This window comes from Bacteroides xylanisolvens, from assembly GCF_018289135.1.
In the GTDB taxonomy this organism is placed as follows: Bacteria; Bacteroidota; Bacteroidia; order Bacteroidales; family Bacteroidaceae; genus Bacteroides; species Bacteroides xylanisolvens.
In genome coordinates this window covers 3,959,240-3,982,641 of record NZ_CP072216.1, presented here as the reverse complement: position 1 = coordinate 3,982,641, position 23,402 = coordinate 3,959,240, and the positions used below count along the sequence as shown (strand labels likewise).

General features: G+C 41.6%; 13 protein-coding genes. 9 read left to right on the top strand and 4 right to left on the bottom strand.

Annotation, left to right across the window (positions count from 1 at the left end; all coding sequences use genetic code 11):
• Positions 1-7: 7 nt before the first annotated feature.
• From INE92_RS16970 to rbsK, 4 genes are read right to left on the bottom strand one after another with little or no spacing between them, the layout of a single operon-like run.
• Positions 8-1,972 (bottom strand): ADP-ribosylglycohydrolase family protein, encoded by a 1,965-nt coding sequence (locus INE92_RS16970; protein ID WP_211421194.1) that lies wholly within the window; start codon positions 1,970-1,972, stop codon positions 8-10.
• A 59-nt stretch (positions 1,973-2,031) separates the two neighbouring features.
• Positions 2,032-3,561, bottom strand: a complete 1,530-nt coding sequence (locus INE92_RS16965) for a RagB/SusD family nutrient uptake outer membrane protein (protein WP_015531754.1) — start codon at positions 3,559-3,561, stop codon at positions 2,032-2,034.
• A gap of 14 nt (positions 3,562-3,575) precedes the next feature.
• Positions 3,576-6,509: a SusC/RagA family TonB-linked outer membrane protein gene (locus INE92_RS16960; protein ID WP_211421193.1), complete on the bottom strand. Its 2,934-nt coding sequence runs from the start codon at positions 6,507-6,509 to the stop codon at positions 3,576-3,578.
• A 20-nt stretch (positions 6,510-6,529) separates the two neighbouring features.
• Positions 6,530-7,444, bottom strand: coding sequence for a ribokinase (rbsK, locus tag INE92_RS16955; RefSeq protein WP_008642596.1), 915 nt, complete (start codon positions 7,442-7,444; stop codon positions 6,530-6,532).
• Between the two features lie 143 nt (positions 7,445-7,587).
• Here rbsK and INE92_RS16950 point away from each other — a divergent pair, with 143 nt between their 5' ends.
• The 9 genes from INE92_RS16950 to INE92_RS16905 all read left to right on the top strand — a co-directional run bounded on the left by INE92_RS16950 (position 7,588) and on the right by INE92_RS16905 (position 23,385).
• On the top strand, positions 7,588-8,604 hold the full coding sequence (locus INE92_RS16950) for a LacI family DNA-binding transcriptional regulator (protein ID WP_008642597.1): 1,017 nt from the start codon (positions 7,588-7,590) through the stop codon (positions 8,602-8,604).
• 907 nt (positions 8,605-9,511) lie between these two features.
• Positions 9,512-12,931, top strand: coding sequence for a TonB-dependent receptor (locus INE92_RS16940; RefSeq protein WP_211421192.1), 3,420 nt, complete (start codon positions 9,512-9,514; stop codon positions 12,929-12,931).
• 20 nt (positions 12,932-12,951) lie between these two features.
• Complete coding sequence (locus INE92_RS16935; protein WP_004310724.1) at positions 12,952-14,685, top strand: RagB/SusD family nutrient uptake outer membrane protein; 1,734 nt, start codon at positions 12,952-12,954, stop codon at positions 14,683-14,685.
• A gap of 19 nt (positions 14,686-14,704) precedes the next feature.
• The gene (locus tag INE92_RS16930; protein WP_004310723.1) at positions 14,705-15,496 is read left to right on the top strand and encodes an endonuclease/exonuclease/phosphatase family protein; all 792 of its coding nucleotides are present in this window, start codon (positions 14,705-14,707) and stop codon (positions 15,494-15,496) included.
• A gap of 28 nt (positions 15,497-15,524) precedes the next feature.
• Complete coding sequence (locus tag INE92_RS16925) at positions 15,525-17,681, top strand: alpha-N-acetylglucosaminidase (protein WP_211421191.1); 2,157 nt, start codon at positions 15,525-15,527, stop codon at positions 17,679-17,681.
• 8 nt (positions 17,682-17,689) lie between these two features.
• Positions 17,690-18,832 carry a glycerate kinase family protein gene (locus tag INE92_RS16920; protein ID WP_211421190.1) on the top strand — a complete coding sequence of 381 codons (1,143 nt, stop codon included), beginning with the start codon at positions 17,690-17,692 and terminating at the stop codon, positions 18,830-18,832.
• Between the two features lie 6 nt (positions 18,833-18,838).
• Positions 18,839-20,095, top strand: a complete 1,257-nt coding sequence (locus INE92_RS16915) for a GntP family permease (RefSeq protein ID WP_009038939.1) — start codon at positions 18,839-18,841, stop codon at positions 20,093-20,095.
• A 14-nt stretch (positions 20,096-20,109) separates the two neighbouring features.
• Entirely contained in the window at positions 20,110-21,195 is a 1,086-nt protein-coding gene (locus INE92_RS16910; RefSeq protein WP_008642604.1) for an acyltransferase family protein, read from the top strand.
• Between the two features lie 6 nt (positions 21,196-21,201).
• The gene (locus INE92_RS16905) at positions 21,202-23,385 is read left to right on the top strand and encodes an alpha-N-acetylglucosaminidase (protein WP_203462426.1); all 2,184 of its coding nucleotides are present in this window, start codon (positions 21,202-21,204) and stop codon (positions 23,383-23,385) included.
• Positions 23,386-23,402 lie beyond the last annotated feature (17 nt).

Here is a 23,402-nt window from a genome sequence, read left to right as displayed (position 1 = left end):
TCTTCCTTTATTTCTCGTAAACTCCTAGTTCGGTAATAGATATGAATGATGATACATTCTTTGTGTATTTATGCCAGTGTTCCTGCACTTTTGCATCCATTAGTACGCGTATTCCCTTGGTTTTTACTGCCGGAAATTCCAAAACATATTGTGCAAACGGAGGTTGGAAAAATACAATATCGGTTTCGGGAAGTGCCGGAGTTGATTTGAATTTACCTACGTCATACCAATGTCCGTCATTTCCAAGATATTGAATGTTTAGAGAAGTAAACCATCCTCCGAATTCCTCCAGACAGCCCATATCTAAAACAAGCATATTGATGTTATGCTCTTCTTTCCAACCGTATCCGAAATAGTCTATTTTAGGCAGATTACTTTTGGCCGCTAATGAATAAAATACAGATCCTACGCCATCTTTGACTCCGTCATTAATTACTTCTACATTTGTTGCGTACATCGGTTTTCCAAAGGTAATCCAGCAAGAATCGAGCACCTCTTCGTTCAGTTTACGGATATTTGCGTAAATAGTATCAGCCTTGGAGGCTATATTCTTGGTTTTAACTAATAACTCAAAGTCTTTAGTGATTGAGTTCTTGTTATTTGCGCTTAATTGTAGGGTAATCGGATATTTTCCGGCTTCTGTAGGAGTTCCTGCCAGTTTACCGTTTTGGAATGTAACTCCTGCCGGAAGTTTACCTTTTACCAGTTCCCATTTGAAATCAGCATTTGTTCTGCAGGCAAATGAGTAATCGGTAGGCTGTCCGATTTCCAAGTCCGGATTCGGGCCGATACAGAATTCCATCGGGGGAATGAATTGTGCTTTAGGGTTAACATATACCATATCACCTTTCACTTTTCCTCCTTTAGAGCAAACCAGTTCGATTGCTTTGTTGTAAGTACGTTCAATCATGTCTTCAATGGAAGCATCGGGAATATCAAACCTGGTGATATTGATATACCGGTCGTTGAAGGTTTTTTCCCATCCTTCGATAGGTTTGGTCAAACTTTCGGGAAGAGACTTTGCACCGTACATTACTCCTAGAAGTCCGGAGATGGTGGCTGCCTGATTATCGCAGTCAAATCCCATTGCACAACTTAAATCCAGCGTCCGTTGGAAATCTCCTTCGCCATACAACATAGCCAAAATCCCGCATAATCCGTTCAGATTAGCATTCCAGATTGTTTTTGTCATGGCTGGCTCATCTATGTAATATTTTTTAGCCATGATTTGACGTGCTTTTACCCAATCTTTAGGATATTTGTCATATAAAGCAATCATCTCTTTTACAGCTATCGCATATCTGTCATCAGCAGGCAGTTCTTTCAAGGCTCGTGTAATCAGTTTGCGGATATCCTTGCAGAAAAAAGCGTCAGCGTACATTGCACCATATAGGACAGTGGGAGATACCGCCCACGAATCGCTTGTGATACGGGCCGCCCAATCACTTTTTCCTGCAGCATACGAAATCATTCCCGGTGCTGTATACGCCCATATCTCGTTAATCAATTGAGGGTCGATCTGATACCAGTGCGGATTCAGATTTTCGTCACCTGTGAACGGAGGGGTGAATCCAAGATGCATTAATCCGAGTGCAGCCCTATTGGCTAGCCATACACGGTCACGGATATGATACACCCATCCTTCACGCATATTGGCATAAGTAGGTTCTACGCCATATTTCTCCATTAATAGTAAGTAGATATACTCAACATCAGTATCGTCATCAGAGAATGCACCGTTATACTTCTGCAATTTATCTATATTTTTAGTGTAACCGAATGGAAATCTGGATTCCGGGGCAGGTTCATCTACAAACTTGTTCTCAAAAGGAAGTCCATATATGTTTCCTACCATTTGCCCGATCCAAGCTCCGGCTATTTTGTCTTTTAACTCTGTCTTTGAAATCTTCTGTGCAGAGATAAATAAGATGTTAGTAATTAAAACAAGTAAAAAGATGATTGGTTTTTTCATACTTATCAGGGTTGATTTGTTGGAAGGTACACTTTTCTATGTGAACCTTCCAATTGTGGTTAATAATCTTTGTTTTGAGATAATTTTGGATTTGCATTTAAAATATCCGTAGGAATTGGAAATACATTTCTAAAAGTTTCTGAACTTTGGTCAGGGTGTGCCCAATATTTTTTCAGATATTTTCCGAAACGTATCATATCTTCATGGCGCCATCCTTCCCATGCCAGTTCTCTGCCTCGTTCTGCATAAAGTTCATCAATCGTCAATTGGCTTGTAGTATATGCATCAAGACCTGCTCTTGTACGAATCTTCTTGAAGTCTGCCAGTTGGATGGCCTCACTTGTTCTGTTTTGTCGTACCAAAGCTTCTACATACATTAATACAACATCGGCATAACGGAAGATGGCAAAGTCGTTGTCCATACTAACTGTATATTCTTTTAAAGAACCATCAGTCTGGTAATGCCATTTCCAGCAGCGTGCACCATCGTATGTGCCACGTCCTCCGTTGCTATTGTAATATTTTTCTTCGGAGAAGACAGGAGTATATTCGAAACCAAGATCCTTTCCGCTTAGGTCTACTTGAGGACCGTATAACCAGCTCTGACTTCTGCGAAGATCTTGTTCTGCGTATGTTTGGAAAAAGTCTGGTTGGCAGAGAAAACCCGACCATGGGGCTGCCGGAATATTAAATGTTGCTTGTGATGCAGCTTCCAATGTCAGCGTATGCAGATAGAATGAACTACTGCTACCACTAGTATATACTCTATCATAAAGGATTACAAAGATGTTCTCCTTAGAATCTTCGTTTTTAATGTCAAAGTTAGTAGAATAGGAGTCTTCAATGCTGTAAGCACCTATATCCATAATGTCTTTACAGGCTTTCTCTGCTTTGTCATACATTGGAGTACCGAACCATGCTTCTGCATTCAGATACATTTTCGCAAGAATACAATAAGCGGCAGCTTGTGTGACCCGTCCATAATTAGTATCTGAAGGCTCCCTGTCTAGGAACTCGATATTGTCATTAATTTCTTTTTCCAGATAATTGAAAATATATTCACGACTTTTTTGTTCCGGGTATTCGGTTTCCGTGTAGTCAGTTGTGAAAGGTACGTTTCCCCAACAAGAAATGGCTTGGTAATAGTAGAAAGCACGCAGTATTTTCATTTCGGCTATAATCTTCTCTTTTCCTTCAAACTGGATAGGTGATAGTTCCGTTTCGTAAATAATTTCATTACATGCAGCAATACCATTAAATATCCAGTTCCAGCCCCTTGTTAATAATTTATTTGCAGGTGGAATTTTATTCGTCTGGATTTCTTCATAACGTCCATTACTGTACCAGGAACCACCACAAGCGGGAACAGCACATTCATCAGAAGCTTGTAAAAGTAGCGTCCATAAACTTTGTTCGGAATTGTATCCTTGTAATTTCGTATATGCCCTACCTGCATTGGCTACCAGTTCCTTCTCATTTTTAAAGAAGTCATTCATAGCTACTCCTGTATAAACAGTTTCGCTAAGATCGGTACATCCGTATAATAATATACAGATAACGAAACTTAATATTATATTTGTCTTTTTCATGGTAATCTTATTTTTTAGAATACTATATTAACTCCAAAAGTAAATTCTGTTGTACGCGGATAATAGCTCAAACTTTCCATACCGGGTTCCAGTCCGGAAAGGGCAACTTCTGGGTCGACACCAGAATAACCGGTGATACAGAATATATTCTGTGCAGTAAGAGACAATCTTAGTCTTTTTATCATTTTAGATGTGAAATCCCAAGTATATCCAAAGGTAACATTATCTAGTTTTAAATAAGAAGCATCCTCTATATATTTGGAGGAATATTTATAGGTCGTACTTGTGAAATTCGTTTGAGATAACCAGTTTGATGAGATATTTCTAAGTCCGATGCTGCTTAGATTTTCATATTCCATCGCATAGTTGTTCAGAATTTCTCCGCCGATAGATGCACGCAGTGAGAAACTCAAGTCGAATTTCTTATATCTGAAGGTATTACTCCAGCTAAGAGTGGCATCCGGATAAGCACAGCCAATTTTTTCCCATTGTTCTTCCGGTACGGAACCGTCTGCATTTTGTCCTAGCAATACATCTTTTCCATCTGTATCAGTTCCTAACCATATAGGACCATAGAAAGTACCCAATGACTGTCCTTCTATCAGACGTTGAGTGTAGCAGGCAGCACTTGTAGACCATCCCACTTTGTATGTTCCGTTAGTGAATTCATCATTGGTGAATTTCACCAATTTGTTTTTATTGTGCGAAACGGTAAGTGAGGTATTCCATGTAAAGTCCCTAGTGTTAAAAGGTGTACCGGATATCGTCAGCTCAACTCCTTCATTAGTAACTTTTCCAACATTCGTAAACAAGGTATTATATACATAAGGAGGTGTTGGCACGATGTAGTCATATAGCAAGTTTGATGTAGTCCGTTTGTAATAATCAAAAGTGAACGAGAGGCGGTTGTCAAACATTGTCATATCGACACCAACGTTGAACTCTGCTTTTTTCTCCCATTTTAGATCCGGATTTGCATTACTTGCAGGTTGATAAGTATTGATCCATTGGCCATTGTAATAGAATTTACCGGCTGTAGTCATCATCATCAAAGATTTGTAGTTTGAGAAATCCTGGTTACCGGTAACTCCGTATCCGGCTCTCAATTTTAAATCATCGATCCATTTGACATTCGAGAGGAATTTCTCTTTATTTATACGCCAACCTACGCTGACAGCCGGGAACCATCCCCACTTATTATTGTCACCGAAACGGCTGGAGCCATCACGACGTAGTGAAGCAGACAAAAGATATTTATCATCGTAGTTGTACATAAAACGTCCGAAGAATCCGATATATGTATTATCTTCTTTATTGGACGACATGCTGGCTTTGCCTTCAGTTAGATTCGTTCCTGTTCCGATGTTATGAGTCTGGTTGTCATCGAAGTCGAAACCGGAATTTGTCATGGATGCAGATGTGCTGTAAGTATACTGGTATGTATATCCGAGTAATGCCTGAATGGAATGTTTTCCGAAAATATTCGAGTAATTTAAAGTAGACTCATATTGTGTATCGTTTTCCTGATAGTTTTCAATATAGGCTTGCCCGTTTGTTCCTATTAAACTTGGATAATAATGTGTGTAGTATTCACGTGTCTCATATTGTTCCTTGTCGTATGAAACAAAGTTCTCCCATTTTAATCCTTTTATAGGCAATATGTTTAGAGTAGCACGAATATTTGCACCATAATTATCATTCTTACTTTCCATGTTCCTTTTGTTAATGATCGCTACCGGATTGTAATATTCCATTGCTTTGATACGGCTATATCCTCCGGCATCCGGATCGCTGTCGTCATAAACAGGCTCTGTTGGATTATGGGTAAATGCCTGCATAAAAGCACTTGTAGAGGAAGGGCTGTATTTGCGATGAATGATATTCAGGTTATAATCCAAATCGACCCATTTATCTAATAATGACTGGCGAATATTGGTACGTGCCATTAGCTTTTCGGAGCTATTATGCTTTTGCAAGCCATCGCTCTTTTCATAATTGAAAGAAGTGTGGTGTGAGAACTTCTCGGAACCTCCGGATATAGACAAGTTGTGCTTATGGCTGAACGGAGTTTGTGTAATTTCTTTAAACCAATCGGTATCACTGTCAAAAATATAACTTTCCAATTCTGGGCGATATTCCTTGATAACAGATTTGTATTCGCTTGCCGATAAAGGTTTTGCTCTGCGTGAAACGACTCCCACGGTGAGTTGCCCATCATAAGAAACTTCCGTTTTGCCACTTCTTGCACGTTTAGTTGTGACGATGATTACTCCATTCGTACCTCTTGTTCCATAAATAGCAGCTGCCGAACCATCTTTTAATACGTCAATTGATTCCACTTCCTGAAAATTGATATTTCTGATATCTGCACCTGCCACCCCATCAATAATAATTAATGGACCTTGGCCTGCGGAAAGCGTGTTTGTTCCGCGAAGTAATACTTCGTATTTGGCTGTCGGATCAGCACCGTTCGGGTTGATAATTTGTAATCCTGCCACTTTTCCTTGCAACATTCCCATAGCATTGGTGAATGTTCCAGGATTGAGGTCATCTTTCTTCATGCTGGTAACCGATCCTGTAAGCTCTTTCTTTGTGGTAGAGCCGTAGCCGATTACTACAACGTCATTAAGCACTTTCGAGTCTTCGCGCAGGTGTATTACAAGCTGTGTCTGATTTCCTACTTGTTGTTCAACAGTTGCATAACCTACATAAGATATAACCAATACATCAGAAGGATTCGCTTTTACATTGAAGGTTCCATCAACTCCTGTAATAGAACCATTTGTTGTACCTTTAACAAGGACACTGGCACCGATAATGGGTTCATTTGCTTCATCGAGGACTGTACCTCTTATTGCCTTCTGGGCAATAGCATCATTGCTCATCAAAGAAAATACTATTAACAACATACTTGTCAATAGACCGTGGATTGAACATTGTTTTATCATAATAACAGAATTAAGGATGATTATTGTATTTCTTTTCTCAAAGGTATAGATACTTGTGCTCCCATTCTGGTAACAGAAATAGAAGAGGCTTTACTTGCAAATATAATTGCATCTTTTAGATTTTTGCCCTCAGACAGAGCTACGCACAATCCGCCGCAGAATGTATCTCCGGCAGCGGTTGTGTCTACTGCTTCTACCTTGAAGGCTGGAATGTGGATAAACTCATTGTTTTCATAGGCGAGAGCTCCTTTGGCTCCCATCGTAATAATGACAGTTTTTATGCCTTTCGAACTAATATAACGAATCGCTTCTTTTGCCGATTCATCATCTGTAATGTGCATTCCCGAGATGATTTCAGCCTCTGTGACATTAGGAATAAGAATGTCGACATTGGCTAATAACTCGTCAGGCAGTTGTTGGGTAGGGGCAGGGGCGGGATTTAATATAACGGTAATTCCATCTTTTTTCGCCATTTTGGCTGCATAAGTGACACTCTCGATTGGAGTTTCCAACTGCATGATGACGATGGATGCCTGTTTGATGGCAGGTTCTGCATGCTGTATGTCATCAATAGATAAAGTCCCGTTGGCTCCGGAAGCAACAACAATACAGTTTTCCCCTTTTTTGTCGACATTGATAAGAGCTACTCCTGACGGTTCCTGCGGGGTAATTCCTACATAAGTAGTGTCGATCTTTTCTTTGTGAAACATTTCCAAGGTTTCATTTCCAAAAATGTCATTCCCTATTTTACATATGAAAGTGACATCTCCTCCTAGTCTTGCAGCAGCTACGGCTTGGTTAGCTCCTTTGCCGCCATGATTCATTAAGAAGTTTCCTCCCAGAATTGTTTCTCCTGGTTTTGGTAGACGGTCTGATTTGATAACCATGTCCGTATTACTACTACCTATCACTACGATTTTCTTCTTTGTGTCCATATAATGAGTATTAAGTATTAAGGCGAATTGAATCGTAAACGATGCGCAATCGTTTGTGCAAATATAGAAATTTTTTTCAAAACAAAATATTTTTCTTGCTTTTTTCTCAAATAAAATGTTATTTTTGCAAAAAACAGCCAGTAATGAAGAAAACTCTGATTGATGTATCAAAGAAAACTGGGTACTCTATCTCTACGATTTCCAGAGTGTTAAATGGGAAATCAGAGAAATATAGGATCAGCCAGTCTGCTAAGGAGGTTATTTTGCAGTCCGTTAAAGAATTGAACTATCAGCCTGATATAGTTGCGCAAAGTTTGCGCAATAACACGACATATACTATAGGCCTTCTTGTACCACACATAGATAATCCTTTTTTTGCCAATATAGCAAGTGTTGTCATCCGTGAAGCACAACGTTATAATTATACTGTCATGCTTATCGATACCCTGGAAGATCCTGTTCAGGAAAATAAAGCTATCGATTCGCTTCTATCGCGTAAAATAGACGGCATTATTTTGGTTCCAACCGGTGAAAACCCTTCTAAACTCGAGGAAATTAGTACTAGAACTCCGATTGTGCTAATTGACCGCTATTTTGAGAAGCATAATTTGCCATACGTAGCTACTGATAATTATATAGGAGCTTATCAGGCAACGAAATTATTATTAGAATCGGGGCATAGTAAGATTCTCTGTATTCAGGGGCCGGATATTTCTATAACAACTAAGGAACGTGTGCGCGGGTATCTTGATGCGCTTCGCGAAGCTGGTTATCAGGATAACGCAATGATAAGAGGAAATGAGTTCTCGATTCAGAATGGTTATATTGAGACTAAGTTGGCTCTGAACTCTACTACAAAACCTACTGCTATATTTGCGTTAAGTAGTACAATTCTTTTGGGAGCCGTCAAAGCATTAAATGAGCATAAAGTGAGAATTCCTCAAGATATGTCTATTATTTCGTTTGATGATAACTTATATCTGGACTATTTGAACCCTCCTATTACTCGTATTGCACAATCATTGGAGAATATTGGCATTATTGCTGTAAAAATGTTGATGCAGAAGATTTTGGAAGAAACTGAACTACATTCGGAGATTCTTTTGAAACCTAATATTATAAAACGGGATTCGATAAAGGTGTTAACTGATAGAAAGTAGTATTTTATATAATAGAAAAAATCGGGTTTGAACAATGTCAAGCCCGATTTTTACATATTAACACCGTTTCTTATGCTGCCGGATCCGGTGCTTCACCACTGTCTTCATTTCCACCTTCTCCGTTGCCTCCATTTCCATTGTCAGGCGTACTTGACACCATTGCCTTTTGAACCAACTATATGAATTTATAAGTATTAAGAGTTTTGGGCTCAGTTGTAATTCTTGGGGATTGGGGGGGATTTGATTCAGGGCAATCACATCCCTAAAAATTGATTCATTCCTGCACGGTTTTGAATCAATTGCCACTAATGATTTCATTAGTTACTTTTAGGTAATTACTTCCCTATTAATATGTATTTCATAGCCTAATGAGTTTTCGTTTGACTTAAGTCAAACGAACGCTTAACTTAAGTTGAACTATCGTTTGACTTAAGTCAAACGAAAACTCATTAGGCAATCAAAAAAATAATATAGGCAAGAAGAAAAAATAAAAGTAGCATAGTGGCGAGGTATAATTAACGATAGCATAGTTCATTCATTTCCGTACCGGAATGAATCTATTTTTAAGGGTGTGATTGCCCTGAATCAAATCCCCAAAATTTTCAGACTGAGCCGAGTTCTGGTGGAATCACTCATATGTGAGGTGGATGTTGCTCATTCTTTTTCAGGTAAAGACACTAATTTATGCATTAAATGAGAAAATACGATATCCACCCTTTATATTTTCTTTTAAAAACTATACCTTCGAAGTGGTTTCTTTCTTTTTTATCAAGTATGGATGGATTTCCGGCAAGTTCTCCTATATTTCCCGAATTAATATTCATTAACTTATTTGCCGTAATACTTTTTAATATCTCTTGTGTATTAGCTAATAGATATTGAACTATTAACTTTAAAGACTAATATTATGGAAAAAGATTCTCCTTTTTCATCCACCGGCAGAAGGTGTATTGTAACCCTAATGTGCATATTTGTCACTGCTTTTGTTTATGCACAACAGCAAAAAATATCGGTTAGTATCAAAGAGCTTCCTCTTAAAGAAGCTATCAGTCAGATAGCAGAGAAGGCATCGATGAATGTAGCCTATAGCAAAGAATTTGTGGATACGAGTAGGAAAGTGTCATTGGAGGTAAAAGACACAGAGATAAACAAAGCGCTAACTCTTTTGCTAAAAGGGACTAACATTGGGTTCCGTTTCCTGGATGACAGTATTTTATTTTATAATAAAGAATATCAAAATAAAACTGACCCTGTTGATTCGCAAGGAGAGAAAAAGGAACTATATGTGAAAGGTAAAGTTACTGACGAGAATGCGGAACCGATCATCGGAGCCACCGTATCGGTAAAAGGCTCGACTACAGGTACAATCACCGATATCAATGGTCAGTATTCCATCAAGGTACCCTATGGAAGTACACTTCGGTACTCATACGTCGGCTACCGTGAAGAAAGCGTCATAGCGAAAGCAACGACAGTAAACGTAGTGATGAAAGAGAATGCTGTCAGCCTGGAAGATGTAGTAGTTGTAGGTTATGGCGTGCAAAAGAAAGTGAATGTAACAGGTGCCGTATCTATGGTTAAAGCGGAGGCTATTGAGAACAGGCCTATAACTAACGTAACTACAGGGCTGCAAGGATTGTTGCCTGGAGTTAGTATTGTTTCCTCTTCGGGGCAGCCGGGTGCTGTGCCCAGCATCAACATTCGTGGTACGGGAACCATCAATAGTAGTACAGCACCTTTGATCTTGATTGACGGAGTAGCCGGGGGAGACATTAACTTATTGAATCCTTCGGACATCGAAAGCGTATCAGTACTGAAAGATGCCGCCTCATCAGCTATTTATGGAGCACGTGCCGCTAACGGTGTTATTCTTGTAACGACTAAAAAGGGAGAAAAGAAAGAGCGCGTAGTATTCCAATATAACGGATATGCCGGATTCCAGACTCCCACAGCATTGCCCGAACTTGTTAATGGAAGGGAATACATGGAACTCTCCAATGAAGCCATGAGTGCTGCTGGATTTTCCAAGCCCTATACACAAGAGGCTTTCGATAAATATGATTCGGGATTGTACCCCAACGAATATTCCAATACAGACTGGATTGACGAAATATACAAAAGCCGGGCTTTTCAAACGGGACATAATGTGAGCGCACGGGGTGGAAGCGAGAAAACCGGATTTTTTATGTCGTATGGTTTTCTGGATCAGGATGGACTGGTTGTAGGTGACGGATATAGTTCCAAAAGACATAATGCGCGTATCAGTGTAAACACGGAGGTGTATGATCGTCTGAAACTGACCGGACAGATGAGCTATGTCGATTTCTATAAAAAGGACTTAGGTTATAGCGGCACATCAGGAGTATTCCGCCTGTCACAGCGTATGTCTCCGTTACTTCCCGTCATGTGGCAAATTCCTGACGAGAATGGCCGAATGGTGGATAGTGAGAACTGGTCGTACGGTTCGGTGCGTAACCCCTTGCAAGTAGCCTATGAGTCGGGAATGGAAGAACGGAAAACACGTGTGCTCAATGGTATTTTCAATGCAGATCTCAAAATTATAGACGGACTGAACGTAGGTATGCAGTACTCTGCAAATATATATACCCGCCAGGTGGATGAGTTTAACCCGAAGATGTTGTCTTATTACTCGGACGGTAGCCCGTTGAAAGCAAATGAAGATGCCAAGGACTATATCTCACAAAGCCATCTCGACGTTATGACCCAAACGTTGCAATTCACAATGAACTTTAATAGGACCATAGGACGCCACGAGTTGGGAGCATTGATGGGATTTTCGCAAGAGTGGGAAAACAGAAGCACACTGGGTGCTACGCGTGATAATGTGATGGTTGAGGATATTCACGTTATTAGTGCCGGAATGATTAATTTTATGAATAGCGGAACAAAAGACGAGTGGGCTTTGCGTTCTTACTTTGGTCGTGTCAACTATGCTTTTGACGGTAAATACCTGTTTGAAGCTAACCTGCGTGCCGATGGAACTTCAAGATTTGCCAAGGGCAATCGTTGGGGATATTTTCCATCGTTTTCGGCAGGATGGAACTTTTCACGTGAAAAATTTATGGAGTTCGCTACTTCGGTATTGAGCTCGGGCAAGCTGCGTGCTTCCTGGGGTGAGTTGGGAAATCAAAACATTCCCGGTAATTACTACCCCTACTTGTCACCTATCATAACCGAAGAGTCTTATCCTATCGGAGCTTCTAATACACCTGTTATGGGACTTTGGCAAAACAAAATCGGTAATCCCGACATCAAGTGGGAAACCATCCGCATGCTTAATTTCGGGGTAGACCTTAGTTTTTTGAACAATAGACTGAATGTGGACTTTGATTGGTATAAGAAAGAAAATATTGATGCATTGGTTCGTCCCGATGTTCCGGCTATTGTCGGGGTTTCCAGTAGTAACGTAGGTTATGTCAATCTTGGTAAGATTGATGTCAAAGGATGGGAACTTAATCTGTCATGGCGTGATAAGATCGGAAGTGTAAATTACAATCTCGGGTTCAATCTGTCGGACGCCCGTAATAAGATTACCGATTTGGGTGGAACTCCGGAGTCGCTGACCAGTACGGCTTCCGGTTCGTATCGTCGGGTAGGTGATCCGATAGGTGCTTTCTATGGTTATCTGACTGATGGGCTGGCGCAAGTGTATGACTTCGAATCGGTGAATACAACTACAGGTAAGTACCAGAAACCAAAATTTCCTCTTGTTGCATCACAAAACGGCATTGTACAGCCCGGAGATATTAAGTATCGGGACATCAGTGGTCCTGACGGCGCTCCCGACGGGGTAATTGATGACTACGACAAAGTGGTGTTTGGCGAGAAAGAGCCCCATTACACCTATGCAATCAAGGGTGGTTTGGAATGGAAAGGCATTGATTTCAGTTTCTATTTGCAAGGCGTAGGCAAAGTTGCCGGTTACCTTGAGGATGAGGCTCGACATGCGTTTATCAATGACTACTCAATTCCTAAAAAAGAGCATCTTGACAGATGGACGCCTATGAATCCAAATGCTTCTTATCCCAGACTTTATCAGTCGCAGGAGCACAACAGGCTCTTCAGTGATTACTGGAAAGAGGATGCATCGTACTTGCGCCTGAAGAATATTCAGATAGGTTATCGTTTTCCTGCCCGGATGGTGGCACCTCTTGGCATTAATAGTCTTAGAGTATATGCTTCGGCAGATAACTTGTTTACTAAAACCGATTACTTCGGAGCTTATGACCCTGAAGTGAGGACCACCAGCGGAGATGTCTATCCGCAAGTAAAAACCTATGTTTTTGGATTATCAATAACATTCTAACCTATTAAACGACTATAAAGATGAAATACTCAAAATACTTTTTAATCATTGCTTTCTTTGGTATAGTTACCTCATGTAGTGATTTTCTGGATAGAACGAACCCTAACGAGCCGGACAATGTAACATTCTGGGTGAATGAAGATCAGCTTAAAAATGCCTTGCCTCCCTGTTACGAAGCTTTACAAAAAGACTATCTCGTGAATTGGAGTGAATCGACGGCCGAAACTGTCATGTGGGGGAATATTACTAGTGGACTAAGTAAGGTTTCGGGAGGCAAGCACTCTTATACTGACGGCTTCCCCTTCACTACCTATTGGACAGGAGCGTATAGCTATATTTATCGCTGCAATAATTTTCTGGACAACTATAATAAAGCGCAGGTAGCTCAAAATAAGAAGGACGTTTATGCCGCGGAAGTAAAAACCATCCGGGCGCTTATGTACTTTTACCTCACGACATTTTGGGGTGATGTACCTTGGGTAGGAGAAGTCATCCAGCCCGAAGATGCATATATCGAACGTACTCCCAGAGAGAAAGTCATCGACCAGCTCGTCGAGGATTTGAAATGGGCGGCGGAGCGTATGCCTGAAGAAAGGTATACGGGCGATAAACTGGGAAGACTCGACCGTTGGGGCGCTTTAGCCATATTGGCACGTATTGCCTTGCAAAACGAAAGGTGGGAACTGGCTGCAAAAACGAGTGAATATATCATCGAAAACAGTCCCTATGGCCTGTATGAATACGAAAAACTATTTCATCACGAAGGGGATGTCGAGAATGATCCGAAAAATATCGAAGCCATCGTATATAGCCTTTTTGTACCTGAAATCCGTACACAAAGTCTACCCAATGAAACTTGCAGTCCGACAGACTATATACGCCTCAATCCAACGAAGTCATTAGTGGATGCTTATCTGTGTACAGACGGTAAACCGGCAAAAACCGGATTGGAATATTATAAAAAGACCGGTGTGCAGACCTCATCGTTATACAAGTCGCCTGAAGAGCATTATGTAGATTACTTCCAGAACAGAGATCCCAGAATGAAGATGACTTTATATGCTCCGGGTGACAAATGGCCGGGAGGAGATGACGGTGACCCTGATACGGATAAGGCCAACGAGATATTTAATCTGCCTCGTTTTGCTTCATTGCAAGATAATAACCGTGTGGGGGCAAATAGCCGTACAGGTTTCTATCTGAAGAAGTATAACGATATTGATTTGGCCGGTTCAAGTGTGGGGGGACATGGGAATCTCAATGTCATCCGCTTTGCCGAAATCTTGCTGATTTATGCCGAAGCCACTTTCGAACTACAAGGCAAGAAACTGACACAAACACAGATTGATTACTCCATCAACAGGCTTAGAGATCGTGTGAATATGCATCGTATGAACCTTGACGAACTTAGCGCATGGGGGATGGACCTCGAAACCGAATTGAGAAGAGAACGTCGCATTGAGTTGGCAGGTGAAGGAACAAGATACGCCGATGTGATGCGCTGGCGTGAAGGCGAACTTCGCTTTGGACGTGCCATCACCGGTCCCAGCCTGAAAGTTTGTATGAATGATTTGGGCGCTAACCCATATCCCGATACCGGAGTAGATGAGTTTGGTGATGTTATCTACGAAAAGTCTACTGCGGAAGGCGGAGCACGCTACTTCGACGCAACGAAACATTATTTGTGGCCCGTGCCTAATCCCGAGCGTCAGAAGAATCCTCTGTTAGGACAAAATCCGGGCTGGGAAAAGTAATCATTAAAAAATAGAAACCATGTATTCAATGAAGAAATATTTATTATTGTTTTTATGCCTGACTTTGGGTGTTGCCTATGCGCAAGATACTCTACGGGTGCGGGTAATGACCTATAATTTAAGATTTGGCGAACTGGCATCTTTAGAGGAACTTGCTCATCACATCAAATCCTTCAAACCTGATTTTGTGGCGCTTCAGGAAGTGGATAGCAAAACAGACCGTAAGCGTACCCCGCATCAGAAGGGGAAGGATTTTATATCCGAACTTGCCTATCATACAGGGATGTTTGGGCTTTACGGAAAAACGATTGACTATTCTACCGGTTATTACGGTATTGGGATGTTAAGTAAATATCCATATATTTCTGTCCAAAAGATAATGTTGCCCCATCCGGTCAAAGAGCATGAGAGACGGGCCATGTTGGAGGGATTATTCGAAATGGGTAATGATACCATTGTTTTTACCTCTACGCATCTGGACGTCAACTCTCAAGAAACACGGGCGGAGCAAATAAAATTTATTACCGGGCATTTCAAAAATTATAAATATCCTGTAATTTTGGGAGGTGATTTCAACGCGCGTCATTACTCCGAGGCAATACGTGGTATGGATAGCTGGTTTGCTGCAAGCAACGATGATTTTGGAATGCCGGCATGGAAACCTGTGATTAAGATCGATTACTTGTTTGCTTACCCGCAAAAAGGATGGCGTGTGATTAGTACGCAAACTGTTCAGTCGCTTTTGTCAGACCATTTACCGATTATTACGGAACTGGAATATGTGAAAGAAGCATCGAAGAAAAAATATTGATACTCACTTATAACATTTATGATTTTCTATGATACATACAATAATCAAGTATTTACTGATTTCAGCAACGCTTTTTTTCTGCTCATGCCACAAGCCTAAGACGGATATTATCACCCCCGCCAAACAGTTAATAGAACGTCAGATTGGGGAAAGAGCACAGTCTATCCACTTTGAATATATCGAACCATCCGACGGTAAAGATATATTCGAAGTGATAGCAAGCGACGGCCGGCTTACCCTAAGGGGAAGTAGCTCTGTTGCTATCTGTTACGCTTTTCATACGTACATGAAAGAGGCCTGCAAGAGTATGAAAACATGGAGCGGTGAACACATAACGTCGGTGATGCCGTGGCCCGATTATGAATTGTATGAACAGGTGTCCCCTTATGAGTTGCGCTATTTCCTTAATGTTTGTACATTCGGCTACACTACCCCTTACTGGGACTGGGAGCGTTGGGAAAAGGAAATTGACAGGATGGCTCTTTATGGTGTAAATATGCCCTTGGCTACCGTGGCCAGCGAAGCCATTGCGGAACGGGTATGGCTGCGTATGGGATTGAACAAAGAAGAAATCCGTGAGTTTTTCACTGCTCCTGCACACCTTCCCTGGCATCGCATGGGCAATCTGAACAAGTGGGACGGTCCCTTATCTGATGCCTGGCAACAGAACCAAATCGCTTTGCAGCATCAAATCCTGACCCGTATGCGCGAGTTGGGTATGCAGCCCATAGCGCCTGCGTTTGCAGGTTTCGTGCCGGAAGGATTTGTGCAGAAACATCCCGACACACAATTCCGGCACATGCGGTGGGGTGGTTTTGATGAAGAGTACAACGCCTATGTATTGCCACCGGATTCACCTTTTTTCGAAGAGATAGGCAAACTGTTTGTCGAAGAGTGGGAAAAAGAGTTTGGAGAAAATACGTATTATCTCTCGGATAGTTTTAATGAGATGGAGCTGCCTATCGATAAGGAAGATAAAGAAGCGAAATATAAGTTATTGGCCGAGTATGGAGAAACGATCTATAAATCAATTGCAGCCGGAAACCCGGATGCCGTTTGGGTTACACAGGGATGGACATTCGGATATCAACATTCATTCTGGGATAAAGAATCGCTTAAAGCCTTGTTAAGCAATGTACCTGATGATAAAATGATTATCATTGATTTGGGCAATGATTATCCGAAATGGGTATGGAGCACCGAACAAACATGGAAAGTACATGATGGATTTTACGGAAAGAAATGGATATTCAGCTATGTACCCAACTTTGGCGGGAAAAACACCATGACAGGAGACTTGGACATGTATGCTAGTTCCTCGGTCAAAGCATTACGTGCCGCAAATAAAGGTAACTTGATTGGGTTCGGTTCTGCCCCTGAAGGACTCGAAAACAATGAGGTTGTTTACGAACTGTTAGCCGATATGGGATGGTCATCAGATAGTATCGACCTGGACGATTGGATGAAGATATACTGCGAGGCTCGTTATGGAGGATATCCCGATGCTATGGAGGAAGCTTGGAAACTTTTTCGGAAAACAGCATATAGTTCTTTATATTCATACCCCCGTTTTACCTGGCAAACTGTAATTCCTGATCAACGGCGGATCAGTAAAATCGACCTTAGTGATGATTACTTGCAGGCTATACGTTTGTATGCTAGTTGCGCTGACGAACTGAAAAGCTCTGAATTATACAGAAACGACCTCATAGAGTTTGTTTCGTATTATGTAGCAGCTAAAGCTGAAAATTTTTATAAGCAGGCCCTGAAAGATGATTCGGAGAATCGTGTTCTCGCAGCGCAACGTAATCTGCAACAAACTGTTGATTTGTTGATGGACGTTGACAAGCTATTGGCTTCTCATCCTTTATATCGATTAGAAGAATGGGTGGAACTTGCGCGCAATAGCGGAACAACTCTTCAGGAAAAAGATGCTTATGAAGCAAATGCCAAACGCTTGATTACAAGTTGGGGTGGTATTCAGGAAGATTATGCTGCCCGTTTCTGGAGCGGGCTGATTAAAGACTACTATATCCCTCGTATACAGCTCTATTTCACAAAAGGCCGGAATAAAATCCGAGAATGGGAGGAGCAATGGATCACATCTCCCTGGAGCAACAGTACGACTCCGTTTGATGATCCGGTCGAGGCTGCATTGAGTTTAATAGAGAAAACAAATAAGTGATAGCTTTTATGAAAAAGATTGTATTGGCATTCGACTCGTTTAAAGGTTCGGTCGGTTCTTTCGAGATAGCGAAAGCTGCCGAAAAAGCGATTCTGGAGGAATTACCCGACTGTCAGATTATACGTTTCCCCATAGCTGATGGCGGCGAAGGGACTACAGAAGCTCTATGCTCTGCCCTTCATGCCCAAACGGTGTCATGTCGGGTGCATGATCCATTCATGAAGCCAATCGATGTATCGTATGGCATCGTAAACAATGGTGCGATGGCTATTATCGAAATGGCCTCGGCCTGCGGTCTGCCATTGATTGATTCAAATCGGAGAAACCCCATGAAGACTACGACTTATGGAGTTGGAGAAATGGTTGCTGACGCATTAAAACGCGGGTGTCGGGAATTCATTATCGGTATCGGCGGAAGTGCTACGAATGATGCGGGAATAGGTATGCTGAAGGCTTTAGGTGCACGTTTTTTAGATAGCGGAAACGGTGAGTTGGAGCCTGTCGGCGAAAATCTGATAAAAGTTCATCAAATAGATATTTCCCAATTGAATCCGGCATTGAAGGAAAGTCATTTTACGATTGCCTGTGATGTTAGTAATCCGTTTTTTGGAGAAGAGGGTGCGGCCTATGTATATGCTCCCCAAAAAGGGGCAAATAGTTTGCAAGTGATAGAGTTGGACAATGGGTTGCGGCATTATGCACAGATAATAAAGGAATATACAAATATGGATATATCGCAGCTTCCCGGTGCTGGAGCAGCCGGAGGAATGGGAGGCGGCTTGCTTCCGTTTTTGAATGCAGAATTGCAATCCGGAATAGAAGTTATATTGAAAACGCTTCGTTTCGAAGAGGTCGTCCGACAGGCAGACCTGATACTGACCGGAGAGGGGAAACTGGATCGCCAGACTGGTATGGGAAAGGCGCTGGACGGAATTTTACGTGTCGGTGAGAAATGTCAGGTTCCGGTGATAGCGTTGGGGGGAGCGGTCGAAGCCACCGAAGCGCTTAATAGGATGGGGTTTACTGCCGTACTCCCTATTCAACCTTTTCCGGTAACACTTGAAGAGGCGATGCAACCGGAGTTTACGAAAGAAAACATAGAGAGAACGGTGCGACAGGTGGTGAGAATCATAAAACAATTTACTAAATAATACTCAATGACAGCGATAGGCGCATTAATCGGGCTTTCATTATCCATACTGTTAATCATAAGAAAGCTTTCTCCGACATACAGTCTGATTATCGGAGCGATAGTCGGAGGGTTGTTGGGGGGACTATCTTTAAATGAGACTGTTACGGTGATGACCGAAGGGGTGAAAGAGGTCACCCCGGCGGTATTGCGGATTCTGACAGCCGGAGTCTTGTCAGGCATATTAATACAAACCGGAGCTACCACGGTCATCTCCAATGCGATTATAAACAAAATGGGTGAAAAACGGGTATTTATGGCATTGGCACTCGCAACGATGTTGCTTTGTACGGTAGGCGTCTTTATTGATGTGGCTGTGATAACCGTTGCGCCGGTGGCTCTTTCGATAGGCAAGCGTCTAAACCTGTCTCCATCTGTGTTACTTATTGCTATGATCGGGGGAGGTAAATGTGGAAATATCATATCACCTAACCCGAACACCATTATAGCAGCCGGAAATTTTAATGCAGATCTATCGGCTGTAATGTTTGCCAATATTTTACCGGCAGTGATCGGTTTGTTTTTCACTGTTTTTGTTATTGTCCGTCTGATGCCTCAAACAGTGAAAAACAAAAAAACGATGATGCAAACAGAGGATAAAGAGGAAGAGAGAAATTTGCCCTCGTTAAGAACCAGTCTGATTGCTCCTGTTGTTACGATTGTTTTATTGGCATTACGTCCTGCGGCAGGAATCAATATTGATCCTTTGATAGCTTTGCCGGTAGGTGGTTTATGTGGTGCTATCTGTATGAAACAATGGAAAAATATTCTTCCGAGTATAGAATATGGACTGCAAAAGATGTCTGTGGTAGCTATTCTGTTGATAGGAACCGGAACTATTGCCGGTATCATAAAGAACTCTTCTTTGAAAGATTGGATTCTTACAGGATTGGATCATGCTCATATGAGTGATGCATTGATTGCTCCTATATCAGGCGCGTTGATGTCGGCGGCTACCGCATCGACAACAGCCGGAGCGACACTGGCTTCTTCTTCGTTCGCTGAAACGATATTGGCTATAGGCATTTCTGCGGTTTGGGGAGCGGCTATGATTAATTCCGGAGCTACAGTTCTTGACCATTTGCCACATGGTTCGTTCTTTCATGCGACAGGAGGCGTATGCGAACTCAATTTTAAGGAACGTCTGAAGCTGATACCTTATGAATCGCTTATAGGGATAGTGTTAGCTGCCGGAACGACTATTTTATATATAATAAGTAATTAAAAGAATCAAATATTATGAATCCGAACAAACGGTTACTTTCGCTTGATGTACTTCGGGGTATTACTGTTGCCGGGATGATCTTGGTCAACAATACAGGAAAGTGCGGGTATAACTTTGCCGCTTTTGCACATGCCAAGTGGGATGGCTTTTCGCCGGCCGATCTGGTATTTCCGATGTTTATGTTCCTGATGGGTATTTCGACCTACATCTCTTTGTGTAAGTATGACTTCCAGTGTCGACCGGCCATTACGAAAATCATAAAAAGAAGTCTCTTATTAATATTTATAGGTCTGGTTATGGAGTGGTTCATTACATCAATCGATAGTGGTAACTATTTTGATTTGAGTCAGCTCCGGTTGATGGGAGTTATGCAACGGCTTGGGATTTGTTATGGTATTACAGCCTTATTGGCCGTAGCAATACCGCATAAGCGTTTTATGCCATTAGCTATTATCTTGCTGATTGTCTACTTTATTTTTCAGTTATTTGGAAACGGATTTGAAAAGAGTGCGGATAATATCGTCGGGATGATTGATTCGGCTATTTTAGGGGCTAACCACATGTATCTTCAGGGCCGCCAGTTTGTCGATCCCGAGGGGATACTTAGTACGATTCCCGCTGTGTCTCAAGTAATGATCGGTTTTGTTTGCGGAAAGATAATCATCGATATTAAAGATAATGACCGCCGGATGCTGAATCTATTCCTTATAGGTACCACGCTGTTGTTTGCCGGCTATTTGTTAAGCTATGCCTGTCCTTTGAATAAACGTTTGTGGTCTCCTTCGTTTGTTTTGCTTACTTGTGGGATTGCGGCATTGTCATTGGCATTGCTACTTTATATCATTGATGTGAAGCAGAATAAAAAGTGGTTTTCGTTTTTTGAAGCATTTGGAGCGAATCCGCTTGTAATTTATGTGTTTAGTTGCATAGCCGGAGGATTGCTTGTGCATTGGCATATCCATACGGCTGTATTCAATAATTTGCTTAACCCGTTATTCGGAAATTACTTCGGTTCATTTATGTACGGTGTATTTTTCCTCTTGTTCAATGGGCTGTTGGGATATATTTTGTTAAAAAGAAAAATCTATATAAAATTATAAATCAGAATGAAAAGAAAAAGTGTATACACGTGTCTGGTTATGCTGCTTATGTCGTTGGCTCTTCAGGCTAAAGACAAAGACGTAGCTGTTGCGGAAGCATTATTGAAACGTTTGCTGCCGTCATACATCGAGAGTTTTCAGTTTCAAAAATTAAAAGGAGAGAAAGACTGCTTTACGATAGAGTCCGTAAAAGATAAAATTGTAATCGGTGGAAACAACGCCAATTCAATGGCGATGGGACTGAACCATTACTTGAAATATTACTGTCTCACTACAGTGTCATGGTATGCGGATATAGCCGTTGAAATTCCTGAAGAATTGCCGATGGTTGGTGAGAAGGTCGTTTCGGAAGCGAGAGTGGATACTCGCTTTTTCCTGAATTACTGCACGTATGGTTACACGATGCCTTGGTGGCAATGGAAAGAATGGGAGCGCTTTATTGACTGGATGGCCCTTAATGGTATAAATATGCCTTTGGCAATTACCGGACAAGAAGCTGTGTGGTATAAAGTCTGGTCGAAAATGGGAATGTCGGACATCGAAATACGCTCTTACTTCACGGGACCACCGTATCTGCCCTGGCATCGGATGGCTAACATAGATCGTTGGAACGGTCCGTTGCCGATGGAATGGCTGGAACACCAGGTAAGCTTGCAGAAAAAAATACTCGCACGTGAGCGTGAATTGAATATGAAGCCCGTATTACCAGCCTTCGCCGGACATGTACCTGCCGATTTAAAACGGATCTATCCCGAGGCCGATATTCAACATTTGGGCAAATGGGCCGGCTTTGCTGATGCATACCGTTGTAACTTTTTGAACCCTAACGATGCTTTGTTTGCGAAAATTCAGAAACTATTTCTTGATGAACAAAAAAAACTTTTCGGAACCGATCATATTTATGGTTTAGATCCTTTCAACGAGGTTGACCCGCCCAGTTTCGAACCCGAATATTTGCGGAAGATAGCTTCGGATATGTACGCTACATTGACGGCTGCCGATCCCAAAGCCCAATGGATGCAAATGACGTGGATGTTTTATTTTGATAAAGATAAATGGACTTCCGAGCGAATGAAGGCTTTGCTGACAGGAGTGCCACAGAATAAAATGATATTACTTGATTATCATTGTGAAAATGTTGAATTATGGAAAAGAACAGAGCATTTTCATAATCAGCCCTATATTTGGTGTTATCTGGGCAATTTCGGTGGAAACACGACTTTGACAGGTAACGTCAAAGAAAGTGGCGCACGACTTGAGAATGCTCTCATTAACGGTGGAGGCAACCTTAAAGGAATCGGCTCTACGCTGGAAGGATTGGATGTGATGCAATTTCCCTACGAATACATTCTTGAGAAAGCATGGAACCTGAATGTAGATGATAATAAATGGATTGAATGTCTGGCTGACAGACATGTGGGATGTGTGTCGCAGTCTGTGCGCGATGCTTGGAAACGATTATTCAATGACATTTATGTACAGGTGCCGCGCACATTGGGTACTTTACCCGGGTATCGCCCTGCATTGAATAAGAACAGTGAAAAACGGACAAGTAATGTGTATAGCAATGTTGAACTACTAGAGGTCTGGAGAAAACTGAATGAGGCACCTTCTGACCGGAGAGATGCTTTTCGCCTGGATTTGATTACTGTAGGCAGACAGGTGCTTGGAAACTACTTTCTTGATGTGAAAATGGAGTTTGACAGGATGGTTGAAGCTAAAGACCATCAGGCTTTGAAAGCTTGCGGCGAAAAAATGAAGGAGATATTGAATGATTTGGATAAGCTGAATGCCTTTCATCCTTATTGTTCGCTGGATAAATGGATTGATGATGCGCGGAAGATGGGAGATTCTCCCCAGTTGAAAGACTATTATGAAAAGAATGCTCGCAACTTGATTACTACTTGGGGTGGAAGCCTGAACGATTATGCCAGTCGTTCGTGGGCAGGACTGATAAGTGATTATTATGCAAAGCGCTGGGAGGTGTATATCGATACATTTATCAAAGCAGTTGGGGAAGATGTAGAGGTGGATCAGAAGCAACTTGAAGATGAATTAAAAGAAATAGAAGAAGGTTGGGTAAATGCAACTGATCGGAAGGATGTTCGAAAAGATGTTCATTCAACAACTGACGGATTATTATCATTCTCCACTTTTTTGTTCAGCAAATATCAAAGACTGGTGAAATAAATAAGAGACCTGTTTCA

Coding starts and splice junctions, on each gene's coding strand:
- INE92_RS16940 (WP_211421192.1), top strand. CDS start 9,512: ATGGAAAAAGATTCTCCTTTTTCATCCACCGGCAGAAGGTGTATTGTA.
- INE92_RS16920 (WP_211421190.1), top strand. CDS start 17,690: ATGAAAAAGATTGTATTGGCATTCGACTCGTTTAAAGGTTCGGTCGGT.
- INE92_RS16965 (WP_015531754.1), bottom strand. CDS start 3,561: ATGAAAAAGACAAATATAATATTAAGTTTCGTTATCTGTATATTATTA.
- INE92_RS16925 (WP_211421191.1), top strand. CDS start 15,525: ATGATACATACAATAATCAAGTATTTACTGATTTCAGCAACGCTTTTT.
- INE92_RS16930 (WP_004310723.1), top strand. CDS start 14,705: ATGTATTCAATGAAGAAATATTTATTATTGTTTTTATGCCTGACTTTG.
- INE92_RS16905 (WP_203462426.1), top strand. CDS start 21,202: ATGAAAAGAAAAAGTGTATACACGTGTCTGGTTATGCTGCTTATGTCG.
- INE92_RS16970 (WP_211421194.1), bottom strand. CDS start 1,972: ATGAAAAAACCAATCATCTTTTTACTTGTTTTAATTACTAACATCTTA.
- INE92_RS16935 (WP_004310724.1), top strand. CDS start 12,952: ATGAAATACTCAAAATACTTTTTAATCATTGCTTTCTTTGGTATAGTT.
- INE92_RS16950 (WP_008642597.1), top strand. CDS start 7,588: ATGAAGAAAACTCTGATTGATGTATCAAAGAAAACTGGGTACTCTATC.
- rbsK (WP_008642596.1), bottom strand. CDS start 7,444: ATGGACACAAAGAAGAAAATCGTAGTGATAGGTAGTAGTAATACGGAC.
- INE92_RS16960 (WP_211421193.1), bottom strand. CDS start 6,509: ATGATAAAACAATGTTCAATCCACGGTCTATTGACAAGTATGTTGTTA.
- INE92_RS16910 (WP_008642604.1), top strand. CDS start 20,110: ATGAATCCGAACAAACGGTTACTTTCGCTTGATGTACTTCGGGGTATT.
- INE92_RS16915 (WP_009038939.1), top strand. CDS start 18,839: ATGACAGCGATAGGCGCATTAATCGGGCTTTCATTATCCATACTGTTA.